The organism is Arthrobacter sp. GMC3, assembly GCF_002929305.1.
Classification (GTDB): Bacteria; Actinomycetota; Actinomycetes; order Actinomycetales; family Micrococcaceae; genus Specibacter.
On record NZ_PJIO01000019.1, the window covers coordinates 16,780 to 29,782 of the forward strand.

17 protein-coding genes are annotated in these 13,003 nt (G+C 62.3%); 13 read left to right on the top strand and 4 right to left on the bottom strand.

The features are described 5' to 3' along the window. Positions 1-15 precede the first annotated feature (15 nt). Positions 16-633, bottom strand: a complete 618-nt coding sequence (locus CXQ94_RS19510; protein ID WP_104092267.1) for an isochorismatase family protein — start codon at positions 631-633, stop codon at positions 16-18. A 10-nt stretch (positions 634-643) separates the two neighbouring features. Further along, positions 644-1,984: a nicotinate phosphoribosyltransferase gene (locus CXQ94_RS19515; RefSeq protein ID WP_258067257.1), complete on the bottom strand. Its 1,341-nt coding sequence runs from the start codon at positions 1,982-1,984 to the stop codon at positions 644-646. Positions 1,985-2,021: 37 nt separating this feature from the next. On the opposite strand from CXQ94_RS19515, the gene clpS reads away from it, so the two are divergent. The 7 genes from clpS (at position 2,022) to rdgB (ending at position 6,760) form a co-directional block, all read left to right on the top strand. Next, complete coding sequence (clpS, locus tag CXQ94_RS19520; RefSeq protein WP_104092268.1) at positions 2,022-2,327, top strand: ATP-dependent Clp protease adapter ClpS; 306 nt, start codon at positions 2,022-2,024, stop codon at positions 2,325-2,327. After that, a complete protein-coding gene (locus CXQ94_RS19525) occupies positions 2,320-2,886 on the top strand; it encodes a DUF2017 domain-containing protein (protein WP_104092269.1) in 567 nt (188 codons plus the stop codon). The genes clpS and CXQ94_RS19525 overlap by 8 nt, the downstream gene beginning before the upstream one ends. A 147-nt stretch (positions 2,887-3,033) precedes the next feature. Further along, the gene (murI, locus tag CXQ94_RS19530) at positions 3,034-4,008 is read left to right on the top strand and encodes a glutamate racemase (protein ID WP_258067261.1); all 975 of its coding nucleotides are present in this window, start codon (positions 3,034-3,036) and stop codon (positions 4,006-4,008) included. Beyond that, positions 4,005-4,802 (top strand): MBL fold metallo-hydrolase, encoded by a 798-nt coding sequence (locus tag CXQ94_RS19535; protein WP_104092271.1) that lies wholly within the window; start codon positions 4,005-4,007, stop codon positions 4,800-4,802. The genes murI and CXQ94_RS19535 overlap by 4 nt, the downstream gene beginning before the upstream one ends. A gap of 14 nt (positions 4,803-4,816) precedes the next feature. Beyond that, positions 4,817-5,350, top strand: a complete 534-nt coding sequence (locus CXQ94_RS19540) for a hypothetical protein (RefSeq protein ID WP_104092272.1) — start codon at positions 4,817-4,819, stop codon at positions 5,348-5,350. A gap of 49 nt (positions 5,351-5,399) precedes the next feature. Beyond that, a complete protein-coding gene (rph, locus tag CXQ94_RS19545; RefSeq protein WP_104092273.1) occupies positions 5,400-6,140 on the top strand; it encodes a ribonuclease PH in 741 nt (246 codons plus the stop codon). Beyond that, positions 6,140-6,760 carry an RdgB/HAM1 family non-canonical purine NTP pyrophosphatase gene (gene rdgB / locus CXQ94_RS19550; RefSeq protein WP_104092274.1) on the top strand — a complete coding sequence of 207 codons (621 nt, stop codon included), beginning with the start codon at positions 6,140-6,142 and terminating at the stop codon, positions 6,758-6,760. Before rph ends, rdgB begins: the two co-directional genes overlap by 1 nt. 77 nt (positions 6,761-6,837) lie before the next feature. On the opposite strand, the gene CXQ94_RS19555 is transcribed toward rdgB, so the two are convergent. Continuing rightward, a complete protein-coding gene (locus CXQ94_RS19555; protein ID WP_258067258.1) occupies positions 6,838-7,536 on the bottom strand; it encodes a VTT domain-containing protein in 699 nt (232 codons plus the stop codon). Positions 7,537-7,716: 180 nt separating this feature from the next. Here CXQ94_RS19555 and CXQ94_RS19560 point away from each other — a divergent pair, with 180 nt between their 5' ends. From CXQ94_RS19560 to CXQ94_RS19580, 5 genes are all read left to right on the top strand, one after another. Beyond that, on the top strand, positions 7,717-8,115 hold the full coding sequence (locus tag CXQ94_RS19560; protein WP_181034316.1) for a GntR family transcriptional regulator: 399 nt from the start codon (positions 7,717-7,719) through the stop codon (positions 8,113-8,115). Then, the gene (locus CXQ94_RS19565) at positions 8,112-9,059 is read left to right on the top strand and encodes an ATP-binding cassette domain-containing protein (RefSeq protein WP_104092275.1); all 948 of its coding nucleotides are present in this window, start codon (positions 8,112-8,114) and stop codon (positions 9,057-9,059) included. The genes CXQ94_RS19560 and CXQ94_RS19565 overlap by 4 nt, the downstream gene beginning before the upstream one ends. Continuing rightward, a complete protein-coding gene (locus CXQ94_RS19570; RefSeq protein WP_181034317.1) occupies positions 9,056-9,748 on the top strand; it encodes a hypothetical protein in 693 nt (230 codons plus the stop codon). The genes CXQ94_RS19565 and CXQ94_RS19570 overlap by 4 nt, the downstream gene beginning before the upstream one ends. Before the next feature lie 60 nt (positions 9,749-9,808). Beyond that, positions 9,809-10,807: an exonuclease domain-containing protein gene (locus tag CXQ94_RS19575; protein ID WP_104092276.1), complete on the top strand. Its 999-nt coding sequence runs from the start codon at positions 9,809-9,811 to the stop codon at positions 10,805-10,807. Between the two features lie 74 nt (positions 10,808-10,881). After that, positions 10,882-11,427: a DUF4395 domain-containing protein gene (locus tag CXQ94_RS19580; protein ID WP_104092277.1), complete on the top strand. Its 546-nt coding sequence runs from the start codon at positions 10,882-10,884 to the stop codon at positions 11,425-11,427. 20 nt (positions 11,428-11,447) lie between these two features. Here CXQ94_RS19580 and CXQ94_RS19585 read toward each other — a convergent pair whose 3' ends face one another. Beyond that, a complete protein-coding gene (locus CXQ94_RS19585) occupies positions 11,448-12,536 on the bottom strand; it encodes an ADP-ribosylglycohydrolase family protein (RefSeq protein WP_104092278.1) in 1,089 nt (362 codons plus the stop codon). A gap of 109 nt (positions 12,537-12,645) precedes the next feature. Between CXQ94_RS19585 and CXQ94_RS19590 the strand changes: the two genes are divergently transcribed. Beyond that, the gene (locus CXQ94_RS19590) at positions 12,646-13,002 is read left to right on the top strand and encodes a YidH family protein (RefSeq protein WP_104092279.1); all 357 of its coding nucleotides are present in this window, start codon (positions 12,646-12,648) and stop codon (positions 13,000-13,002) included. The last annotated feature ends 1 nt before the right edge of the window (position 13,003 follow it).

The window sequence follows — 13,003 nt, forward strand, 5'->3', positions numbered from 1 at the left end:
CCTGACGGGATAGCGCTACTTGACCTCGACGCCCGCGTCCGTGAGTTCGTCGAGCGCTTCCTCGCTGGCGTCCTCATCCACGCCGGCAACATAGTCGCGCAAAACTGTGGTGTTGTAGCCAGCGGTGACGGCGTCAAGGGCCGTGGCACGGACACAGTGGTCGGTAGCCAGACCCACAATCACCACGTCCTGAACGTCGTTCTCGCGCAGCCAGTCATCGAGACTGACGGGGGTCTCGCCGTCGTCCTCGGCATCCTCATGGGCCTCGCGTTCGCCCACCTTGACCTCGTCCTCGGGGGCCAGCAAACCATCAAAACCGGAGTAGGCGGCGTCAAACTTGCCCTTGCGGAAATACGCATCGATGTCCTCGGTGTCCAGGTTGCGGTGCAGTGCGGCGCCCTTGGACCCGGCAACACAATGCACCGGCCAGCTCTTGCGGAAATCCGGGGTTTCGGAGAAATGGCTTCCGGGGTCAATATGCCAGTCCTGTGTTGCCACGATGAAATCGAAATCGGGTGCCTCGGAAATGAGCTCGGTGATCTCTGCGGCGAGGTCCGCCCCGCCCTTGACGGGGAGCGCGCCGCCTTCGCAAAAATCGTTTTGCAGGTCCACGATGATGAGTGCCTTGGCCATGGGGTGTCCTTTACTTCGCTGTTGCTAGTTGTTCGTATTCGGTGGGGATGACGGGATCGCCGCGCTGGAGTCTGCGGGCTGTGCCGGGCATTTCCGCCATGGATGCGGCATGGCGGGCCGCGGCCCGACGCACACCTTCGCTTCCCGTCCAACCCGGGGTGAGCGTGCCCTGGTGCATGAACTGCTGGATCAATGGGCGGTCATTGCCGTCGTTAACGGGCATCGCGCCAATGCCGACCACCTCGGCGGTGGCGGTCCCGCGCTCGTTGAGCCGGCGCATGGCGTACTTCTTCCCGCCCACGCTTGCCTTGTTCTTGGCCGCCTTGGCAACGGAGACGAACTCGCCGTCATTGCCCTCACGGGAGACCAGCTTGTAGACCATGGACGCCGTGGGTGCACCGGACCCCGTCACCAGGGAGGTGCCCACGCCGTAGGAATCTACGGGGGCTGCGGCAAGGGCCGCGATGGCAAACTCGTCCAAATCCGAGGTGACGGTGATGCGCGTATTGGTGTTGCCGAGGGAATCCAGCAGCGCCCGAACATCGTGCGCCTGCGCCACCAAGTCCCCGGAATCCAGACGAACCCCGCCCAAGGAGGGGCCCGCAAGCTGCACGGCCAGGCGCACGGCCGTTTCGACGTCGTACGTGTCAACGAGCAGCGTGGTGCCGGTGCCGAGGGAGGCGAGCTGGGCACGGAAAGCGTCTTCTTCGGTGTCGTGCAACAAGGTAAAGGAGTGCGCGGCCGTGCCCTGGGTCAGCACGCCGTAACGTAGCCCACATTCAAGGTTGGAGGTGCTGTGGAAGCCGGCGATCACGGCTGCACGGGAGGCGGCCACCGCGGACTCCTCATGCGTGCGTCGCGAGCCCATCTCAATGCAGGGCCGGGAGCCTGCGGCACCGATCATCCGGGATGCCGCGGAGGCGATTGCGGAGTCGTGGTTCAACACAGAAAGCACATACGTTTCCAGGATGCAGGCTTCTGCGAACGTGGATTCGATGGTCAGGATGGGTGAATTGGGGAAATACAGTTCGCCCTCTGCGTAACCGTAGATGTCCCCGGAGAACTTGAAATCGGCAAGCCAGGCAAGAGTTTGCTCATTGACCACCTTGTTCTTGGCCAAGAAATCCAGTTCCTCGGTGCCGAAGCGGAAGTGCTCCAGGCCTTCCAAAATGCGGCCAGTGCCGCCCACAACCCCGTAGCGGCGGCCATCGGGCAAGCGCCGGGCGAAGGCCTCGAACACTCCCTTACGGTGGGCTGTCCCGGAATGCAAGGCGGCCTGGAGCATGGTCAGCTCATAGTGGTCGGTGAACAAGGATGTGCGGGCGCTGCCCCCAATTGATGCGGTAGTCACGGAAATTACTCTAGTGCCGCGACACTAGAATAGACACATGAGTGTCAGCACAGCCCCGGAAACTGATCGGGATCAATCAACCCAAGCATTTTCCGCACCGGACATCCCCTGGGATCTGATCGTATGGAACGATCCCGTGAACCTGATGAGCTATGTCAGCTATGTCTTCCAAAGCTACTTTGGCTATTCCGAGGCGAAAGCCGCCCAGCTGATGCTTCAGGTACACACGGAGGGCAAGTCCGCCGTCGCCCACGGCTCGAAGGAAAAAATGGAGGCCCACGCGGTCGCCATGCACGGATTTGGCCTGTGGGCCACCGTAGAGAAGGGGCAGCGACGTGGCTAAGGCCTTCACCGCCGGCCGGCGCGGAATCACCGGCTACCTTGAACCCGCCGAGCGTGATCTGCTGCGCAAACTTTTCGCTGACATCATCGTCATGCTGGAACCGGCCACCCCCGCCCATGAAGACCCGCTCGCGGCCCTGATCGGGCTCGACCTGGACGTTTCGGTGCCCTCGGACCCCGCGCTATTGCGTCTGCTGCCCAACGCGGTCAAGGACGACGCCGACGCCGCCCTGGAATTCCGCCAGCTCACCGAACGCTCGCTGCGGGAAACAAAGATCGGGGCCCTGCGCGCCGCCTCACTCGGGCTTGAGAGCGAGAAGCTCGTCTTGGACGCCGACGCGGCCAAGCTGTGGTCCATGGCCCTGAACGATGTCCGCCTGGTTCTTGCCGAACGGCTTGAAATTCGCGATGAGGACGACGCCGAACGGGTCCACCAGGTGCAGGACTGGGGCGACGCGGACGACGTCGAAAGTTACCTTTCGCTGGTCTACAACTTTGTATCCTGGCTGCAGGAGAGCCTGGTCCAAGCCATGCTGGCGGAACTTAATAGCGGAAAATAGGGAATCGGCGAGCAGCTGTGACAAAGCAGACGACCCCAAATCCCACCACGCGGGCGGGCTTGCATCTATTCTGAGACGATCATGAGCACAACACCCGGGGACTTTCGATCCACAGGCCAGTCGGTTGCCGCACCAGGCCCGCAAGCGATGGCTGAGCGCGCCATCGGCATTTTTGATTCGGGCGTGGGCGGGCTGACAGTGGCCAGGGCCGTCATTGATCAGCTGCCCAACGAGTCGATTCTCTATGTTGGGGACACCGCTAACGGCCCGTACGGCCCGCTGCCCATCGCCGAGGTTCGGGCCAACGCCCTGGGTGTCATGGACGAGCTGGTCGACGCCGGCGTGAAACTGCTTGTCATCGCCTGCAACTCGGCCTCTGCCGCCGTGCTCCGCGACGCTCGCGAACGCTACACGGCACGGTACGGGATCCCCGTGATCGAGGTTATCCAACCCGCCGTCCGCAGGGCAGTGGCAGCGACACGGACAGGCAATGTGGGCGTCATCGGCACCGTTGCCACCGTAGGCTCAAGGGCCTACGAGGATACCTTTGCCGCTGCGCCGAACCTCCAGATCACCTCCGTGGCGTGCCCCGACTTTGTCCGGTTCGTGGAGTCGGGCATCACGGCCGGCCCGGAGCTGATCTCCACCGCCGAGGCCTACCTCGCCCCGCTGAAGGATGCCGCCGTGGACACGCTGGTCCTGGGATGCACCCACTACCCGCTGCTGACCGGGGTGATCTCCTACGTCATGGGGGACTCGGTGACACTGGTCTCCAGCGCCGAGGAAACCGCCAAAGACGTCTACAAAGCCCTTGTCAGCCACGACCTGGAGCGGGTTTCCACCGAGCCACCCACCCACAATTTCCTCTCAACCGGCGACGCCGAGGCGTTCGGGGTGCTGGCACGGCGCTTCCTGGGGCCGGAGGTGCGCGGGGTGGAACAGGTCAGCCACGTCTCAGCGCACTATCCCACCGGTTCCATGGCCCGGATCACCCCGGATATGATCGCCGCAGCCAAGGCATCAACCGCCCCCGCCGCGTCATCTCGGATGTCTAATTTTGTTTTGCCAGACTCGGTCGGCAAACTGGCTATTCCGGGTATTGCGATGGGGGAGCGTACGTGAAGTTGACGATAGTAGGATGCAGCGGTTCCTTCCCTGGGCCGGCGTCGCCCGCGTCCTGCTACCTGCTGACGGCGCACGACGGCGTCAGGCCCTGGCGGGTGCTGATCGATCTGGGCAGCGGGGCCCTGGGTGCCGTTCAAAAATATATGGACTTGGAAGACATCGATGCGATCTTCCTGAGCCACCTTCACCCCGACCACTGCATGGATCTGTGCGGACTGCACGTTGCGGTGCGCTGGAGCCCCAATGGCTGGCACCGCGGGCGAATCCCCGTGTGGGGCCCGGCTGCGACAGCGGACAGGCTCGCCACCGCGTATGGTCTTGAATTGGATCCGGGCATGCGCGAGGAATTTGATTTCAAGCTGTGGGCCGAACGAGAGCCTGTCACCGTTGGCCCCTTCAAGGTCACCCCGTACACCGTCAACCATCCCACGCCAGAGGCCTATGCCCTGCGCGTGGAATGCACGGAGTTCGACGGCACAGGCGTGGACAGGACCGTGGTGATGACCTATTCGGGTGACACGGATTCCTGCCAAGGGCTTGAGGATGCTGCCGAGAATGCCGACTTCTTCTTATGCGAGGCGGCCTTTGAGGAAGGCCGTGACGACGACATCAAGGATGTGCATTTGACGGGAAAGCGGGCCGGCGAGGCAGCCACCCGCGCCAATGTGCGCAGGCTATTGCTGACCCACATCCCGGTCTGGACGGACGCAAACACGGTGGTTGCCGAGGCGCGAGGCGTCTATGCCGGCGACGTTGCGGCCGCCGTTGCCGGTGTGCATTACACGATCTGAAAAGGACCTAAATGATGAGCAACGCACCAATGCCCAGCTACAACCCCGCATGGTCGGGGCAGCCCGCGGCAGTATTGCCCCAGCGCCCGCGGCAGATCCAATGGGCTTTCTTTCTCATCCTGGCCGCAGCAGTGTTTCAGGTCATTTCGACCGCATTCACGGTGGTCTACATGTCCTCAGAGGCCTTTCGGGACAGCGTCGCCGCCGAAATTGCCAAGCAGAACGTGCCAGAGACTGGCCAGGACCTTGTTGGCATGTCGGTCGGTATTGCCCTGGCAACCGGGGTTGTGATGGCAGTAGTGGCAGTAATTGTCTATGTTGCCATCGCATTCCTCGTTAAGAGTGGCCGGGGCTGGGCCCGCATCGTCGGGGCGGTACTGGCCGCAATCTCCATCACCCACCTGTTTGCCATGACGATGCCCGCTGGTATCTTCACCGTCTTGCAAGTTGCGAGTGGCATTGTCGCGATCATTTTCTGCTTCATTGCCCCTGGCTCAAAGTATTTTACTGACATGAAGAATTTCCGCCTCGCGAACAAGATGCACTGAGACCGCCGTTTCCACAGATACCCGGCCCCTCTCCCGGTACGCTTGAACCATGACTTCCTCTGAATCACTGCGCGCCGACGGCCGCACCCCCGACCAGCTCCGCGACATCACCATCACCCGAGGCTGGTCCAAGCAGGCCGAAGGCTCGGCCCTGATCGAGTTCGGCAACACCCGTGTGCTGTGCACCGCCTCCCTCACGCCCGGTGTTCCGCGCTGGCTCAAGGGCGAAGGCACCGGCTGGGTCACCGCCGAATACGCCATGCTCCCGCGCGCAACGAACACCCGCAACTCCCGCGAGTCCGTCAAAGGCAAGATCGGCGGCCGCACGCACGAGATCTCCCGCCTGATTGGCCGCTCGCTGCGCGCCATCATTGACACGAAGGCGCTCGGCGAAAACACCATCGTCCTGGACTGCGATGTGTTGCAGGCCGACGGCGGCACCCGCACCGCGGCGATCACCGGCGCCTACGTGGCGCTGGCCGACGCCATCGCCTACGCCAAGGAAAACAAGCTGATCGCCAAGAACGCCCAGCCGCTCATCGACTCGGTCTCCGCCATCTCGGTGGGCATCATCGACGGCGTCCCCATGCTCGATCTGCCCTACGTCGAGGACGTGCGCGCCGAGACAGACATGAACGTGGTGGTGACAGGAAGCGGCAAGTTCGTGGAGGTTCAGGGTACCGCCGAGGGTGCACCGTTCGACCGGGACGAGTTGAACCAACTGCTTGATCTGGCCCTGATCGGAACCTCGCAACTGACCCAGATCCAGCGCGAAACCCTCGGCCAGTAGTGGCCTCACCCAAACTGGTCCTGGCCACCCACAACCAGGGGAAACTGCGTGAACTTCGTGAACTGCTCCGCGGCCAGGTGCCCGGGCTTGACGTTGATACAGACGTGGTCGACGCCGGTGCCCTCCAGGCGCCAGACGTCGCCGAAACCGGCGTCACCTTCGCCGCCAATTCGCGGCTGAAGGCTCACGCGGTGGCGCAGTTCACCGGCATCTTGTCGATTGCCGACGATTCCGGGCTCGCCGTAGATGTCCTGGGCGGCGCGCCCGGGATCTTCTCGGCCCGCTGGGCAGGATCCCACGGTGACGATGTGGCCAACCTCAACCTGTTGCTGGCCCAGCTGTCGGACATTGCCCCCGAACACCGCGGCGCCCGTTTTGTGTGTGCGGCCGCCTTGGCTAGTCCGGACGGATCACTGGACGTGGTGGAGGAAGGAACCCTTCAAGGAACACTTCTGAGCGCCCCGCGCGGCGAGGGCGGGTTTGGCTATGACCCCATCCTGCAGCCCGCTGGCATGACGGTCTCCTGCGCGGAGTTGAGCTCCGCTCAGAAGAACGCGATCAGTCACCGCGGCAACGCCTTCCGCGCCCTGTTGCCGCACATCGTGAAGGCACTTTCCTAGACGCACGTTGCCGACAACAAAAAGGCGACCCCCGGCTCTCAAAGCCGGGGGTCGCCGTCGTTCGCGGAGAGGAAGGCTTAGGCCTTCTTGGCCTTGCGACGCGCCAGGAAAGCCTTGGTGAACTCGAAGATGATGGGGAGCACCGAGACCAGCACGATCAGGATGAAGATAATGTCCAGGTTCTTCTGGACCCACGGGAAGCGGTTGCCCAAGACGAAGCCCAAGAGCGTCACACCGCCGGCCCACAGGACGGCGCCAATGGCGTTGAAGATCACAAAGTGGCGCATGTTCATGCGGGCCACGCCCACGATGACCGGGACAAAGGTGCGCACGATCGGCACGAAGCGGGCCAGGATCAGGGCCTTGCCGCCATGCTTTTCGAAGAAGGCATGGGCGTGCTCGACATGGTCCTTCTTGAACAGCTTAGAGTCGGGCTTGTTAAAGATGGCTGGACCGGCTTTGGCGCCGATCACGTAGCCCACCTGGTTGCCCACAAAAGCGCAGACAATCAGCATGGCCATCAGGACCCCGATATTGATGGGCATGTGGCCCGTACTCACCAGCAGGCCGGCGGTGAACAGCAGGGAATCGCCGGGCAGGAAGAAGCCCACCAGCAGGCCGGTCTCGGCAAAGATAATGGCGCAGGCGATGATGACAACCCAAAAGCCGATGGCCTCGTTGCCGAGGATTACCTGGGGGTCGAGCCAGTCGGGGAGGATGCTCAGAGTTGGGGCTGGGCCGTGACCCATGAGTGTGGGCAGGGCGAAGTCGCTCAAGGCAGAAAGTATCACCGTCCAAGATTACGTTACCTAGCTGGGGGATTCCTCCGACCCTGGGAGGATATTGATCCTTGACACTGGCATCACCTCGGCCTAGGTTAGTTACATGAGTAATGAACCAGTGAAGCGAGTGACCTGTTCAAGGCCCAACGGCTTCACCGATTGCGAGGCGGCACTGTGATTGATGACAGCAGGCCGATCTTCCTTCAAATAGCGCAGCTGATTGAGAACGACATCGTCGACGGCGTCTTGGCCGAAGAAGCCCAGGTCCCCTCAACCAACGAATTCGCCGCATTTCACCGCATCAACCCGGCGACGGCAGCCAAGGGCGTCAATCGCTTGGTGGATGACGGCATCTTATACAAGAGACGAGGGATTGGAATGTTTGTTGCGACTGGGGCGCGGGCGGTACTAATTACCCGACGCCGGGAAGACTTCTACGAACAATTTGTTCGCCCGCTGGCCCGCGAGGCCCTGAAATTGGGGATCGATGGCGAACAGTTGGCGGCGATGTTGGCCCGTGAACCGGGCGCCGCATCCTTGCGCGACGTTCAACAGAAAGAAGGAGCGATATGAGCACGCCCATTGTCCAGATGAGCAATGTCTTCAAAAGATACCGGGCGCTCACCGCGCTTGAGGACATCAACCTGACCCTGAACCAGGACAAGATCTACGGGCTCCTGGGCCGCAACGGCGCCGGTAAGACCACCCTGATGTCCATTCTCACGGCCCAGGGCTTCGCCAGCAGCGGTCATGTCAATGTCTTTGGTGAAAACCCTTATGAAAATGAGAAGGTGCTGCGCCGGATTTGCTTCATCAGGGAGTCCCAAAAATACCCGGATGACTTCCATGCAAAGCACGCGTTCAAGGCGGCGGCCCTCTTCTACAAAAACTGGGACAACGACTTTGCCCTGCAATTGGTGAAGGACTTTGAATTGCCGCTGAACCGCCGCATCAAGAAGCTCTCCCGTGGCCAGCTGTCGGCAGTGGGCGTCATTATCGGCCTAGCCTCGCGGGCGGAGCTGACGTTTTTCGACGAACCCTACCTGGGCCTGGATGCCGTGGCCCGTCAACTCTTCTACGACAGGCTGCTGGACGACTACGCCGAGTTCCCCCGCACCATCGTGCTCTCCTCCCATCTCATCGACGAGGTGGCGAACCTGCTCGAACACGTAATCATCATCGACAAGGGCAAGATCATCCTCGACGATGACGCCGACAACATCCGCGGTTCGGCCCTCACCGTCTCGGGGACCGGTGCCCGCGTCGAGTCCTTCATTGGTAACCGCACAGTCCTGCACCGTGAAGGCATTGGGGCGCTTGTATCCATCACTTTGGAAGGACAGCTGAGCGCCGGGGAACGCCGTGAGGCGCAGGAGCTGGGCCTGGACGTAAGCCCGGTATCGCTGCAGCAGTTTGTTATTAGGAAAACGCTCGACGCCGGAGCAGGTCTGGAGTTCGACGCAGAATCGCAAGCCAAACAAACCAAGAAAGCAACCCGGATGGGAGCAATACGATGAACCGCGCAGTGGCAGTTGCCAGAATGCAACTCATCAACAAGTGGACGTTTCTGGGCATACCGGCCCTGATTCTGCTGTCATCCTTTGCCCTGACCCTGGCCATCTGGGCCATGATTCCGGACACGGCCGAGGGTGCAAAGTACTCCGGTGCCGGCCAAGCAGTCATGTGGTACTTCTTCGCCCTGGGATTGCAGTCCATGTCGCTGACTTTTCCGTTCTCCCAGGGCCTGAGCATCAGCCGGCGGAACTTCTTCCTGGGTACTGTGGGGCTCTTTGCGGTGGTGGCGGCGGTTGTTTCCGGACTCTACGTGGTGTTGGGCTATCTTGAAACGGCCACGCATGGCTGGGGTCTGAATGGGCAGATGTTTGCCCTGCAGTGGATCGCCAAGCAAAACGGGTTCATGCAAATGTTCTTCTATTTTGTGCTCATGATGTTTTTGTTCCTGCTCGGGTTCTGGGGTGCCACCGTGTACAAACGGTGGCAGGCAACGGGCATGCTGCTCGCCTGCATTGCGCTGGCCGTGGTGCTCGTGGGAGCCGTCGGGCTCATCACCTGGCGGGGTTGGTGGCCGGCCGTCGGATCGTGGATGGCGGCACAGACACCGGGGACCACGGGCCTGCTGGCGCTGGGGTTGGCAGCCCTCTTGGGAGCAGGCGCCTACCTGACCCTGCGCAAGGCAACACCGTAGGGATGGGTGCAAGGCTGCCGCGATGCGCGCACTCCCGGCGCGGAGCGGTAGCCTTGAAACGTGCCTGTGGACTTTACTGCAATTGATTTTGAAACCGCCAACGGATTTAGGGGATCGCCCTGCTCCGTGGGTCTGACAAAGGTCCGCAACGGGGTGGTGGTCGATGAAGGTTACTGGCTCATGCGCCCGCCTGCCGGTCACGACCACTTTGATGCGCGCAACATCACCATCCACGGCATCACCCCGGACGACGTCGTGTCGGCACCGCGATTCCGCGACGTTTTCCCCGAGGTGCAGGCCTTCATCGGCGAGGACGCCCTGGTGGCCCACAACGCGGCCTTCGACATTGGCGTGATCCGTTCCGCCTCTGAGGTCTCCGGGATGGCGGCCCCCGCCTTTGACTACGCCTGCACCGTGGTGCTCTCACGCAAGAACTATTCGCTGCCCTCCTATTCCTTGCCGTTTGTGGCTGAGGCGGCCGGCGTGCCGCTGCTCAACCATCACGACGCCGTCGAGGACGCCCGTGCGTGTGCCGGCATCATGGTGGATATTGCCGCCAAACACGACGCCTCCTCCGTGCAGGAGGTGTTCAGGTCAATGAAGCTGGCCATGCCACATATTGACTCCTATGACCCGGCCAGGGACGAAATGTCCAAGGCGACCCGCTCCGCGCTGGAGAAGATGGCGGAGATGAAAGCCGGCGGTGCCCCGGCTGCTGGCCGCGGCGGCCGCTCCAGCTGGTCAACCGAGGGCCCCAACCCCGTCCCCAACCTTTCTGCAGATATCTCGCACCCCTTGTACGGGCAAACCCTGGTGTTCACAGGAGACCTGAGCGTGGGGCGCCCCGAGGCAAAGCTCCGCGCCGCCGGTTACGGGGCCCAATGCGCCAGCAGCGTGACTCTCAAGACCACCGTGCTGGTGGTTGGCAGCGGCTTCACGGCCACCGACCTGCGCAGCGGAAGGCTGACCTCCAAGGCCCAGCGCGTGCTTGAACTTCAGCGCCGCGGGCAAGGCATTGAGGTCCTTTCCGAGGGCGAATTTTTGCAAATGATTGGCTAGCATCTGCCCGTACGGATTGTCACGTAACGCAACAATGCTTCGGTTTGGCTGGCGTCCGGTTCTACTGTGGGGACATGACATCGATCAACGATCGACTAGGCTCCGCCACCGAATTTGTCCAGGTGCCCCGACCAAGCCGGATCAAGCGGATTTTTGCTTTCCCCAACCCCGTGAACGAGTATGCCGCACGCATCACCGCGGGCATCGTGGTGGTACTGGCGCTCACCGCAGTGCTCTCTGGCCAAATCTGGCTGGTCGCCATGATCTCGGCCGGCTTTGTGCTGCGCCTGGCCTTTGGCCCCCGTATCTCCCCGGCCGCGGTCCTGTCGGTCAAGGTTTTGGCCCCGCTGGTGGGCGAACCCAAACTGGTCCCGGGCCCGCCCAAGCGCTTCGCCCAGGGCATCGGGGCCGTGCTGTCGATCGCGGCCCTCATGCTCCTAGTCCTCGGAGCGCCACTGGCGGGGTGGACGCTGATGGTCCTGCTGATTATTGCGGCGTCGCTGGAGTCATTCCTGGGCCTGTGCCTTGGCTGCATGATCTTCGGTGTTTTGGTCCGCCGCGGCCTCATCCCGGCAAGCATTTGCGAAGAGTGCGCCAACTTTTCACTCCGCAAGGCGTAGTCCGACGGCGTTGGTACCTGTTAGCCTGCTGCTAGTTTGATGAACTCGGATCCGAGGTGGTGGATCACCGAGGGAGCCTCGGCGAGCTTGAGCCAGGCCGGCGGAAGTGCCGCCTCTCCGTAGAAGGCGCCCAGGATGTTGCCGGCGATCGATCCCGTTGAGTCGCTGTCGCCGTCGTGGTTGACAGCTAGCCGTGTGGCGGCCAGAAAATGCTCCACCGGAGACGCCGTTTCCGCGGCAGTGGCCAAGACTGCATAGATGCCAATTGCGAGTGCTTCCTCTGCTACCCAGCCCAGCCCCAGCGCCTCCGTGAGCTCGGTACCCGAGCGGGGTTCGTCGTCGTGCAGGGAAAGGGTGAGCGCCGCATCCAGGCGAGCCATTAGCTGCGAATCGGCATCGCTTTCCTCGGCAGCCCGGTCCCGGGCGGACTCCGCAGCCTCGCGCAGGGACAGCCCGCGAATGGCCAGTGCATGGATCAGCCAGCTGAAAGCACCCGCCGACTGGCGTGCGCTGGGATGGCCGTGGGTCAAGGACGCAGCGTCGGAGCTGATCTTGTAGACGGTCTCGGCGGGAACATTGGGCAGCAGACCGTACGGCGCCGACCGCATCACCGTTCCGCAGCCCTTGGAATCGGGGTTGACGGGACGGAACGTGGTGCCCATCTCGCCGGTGGAAAGGCCGGTGAGACAGGCATTGCCCGGGTGGCGCTGGTGGTGCAGCACGCTTTGCCGGTCAATCCAGCGCGGGGGCTGCTCCGGGGCGTGGACGGCGGCCGGAACCCCCTGGGTCTTGAGCCAGCGCAGGTACGCCAACCATTGGCAGGCGTTGATGTCCGAGCCCACACCATTATTGGCCCACTCCAGAACCTCAAGCAGGCCGTCCAAGGTATACAAAGTCATCTGGGTGTCATCGGAAAAGTGCACAGGGCCCTCTGCCTGGGACAAGTCCAGCAATCCCGCGGGCCCAAACTTTGCCGTGATCTCCGAGAGAGAATCGAACTCCACCAAATACCCCAGGGTATCGCCCAGGGCCCCACCCATAAGTGTCCCTTGGACGCGGGTGGCAAAATCGGCCGGGGGAGCGTTGACGGGCTCTGGTGCATTAGTCATGACACCAATTTACCGTTTCACGGCCCTTCAGCTAAGGACACGCTGAAATGATGTGGATAACACTGCGCCGTAGAATCGAAGCTGGACTAGCCACGTACTAAGGAGAAACATGCACGAGCCCGCTTGGCGACGCACAGGGAAAACGCCTGACTACAGGTTTACCCTCGCCAATGAAAGGACGTTCCTGGCCTGGGTCCGGACGGCGTTGGCTCTGCTGGCCGGGGCGGTGGCGCTGGATCAGCTGGCTCCGGAAATTGCGCCGACCGCCATCCGGGTCATTCTGTGCATGGTTCTGGCCCTGATTGGTGCGGCGCTGGCAGTTGTCAGCTACAGGCGCTGGGCTCACCAGGAGCAGGCCATGCGCAACGACGAGGAACTGCCGCATTCCTGGCTGATGTTGGGTATGACAGTGGTGGTCGCGGCTGCCGCGGTGGTTTTTGCCATCCTGATCCTGACCCGGCCCTAAA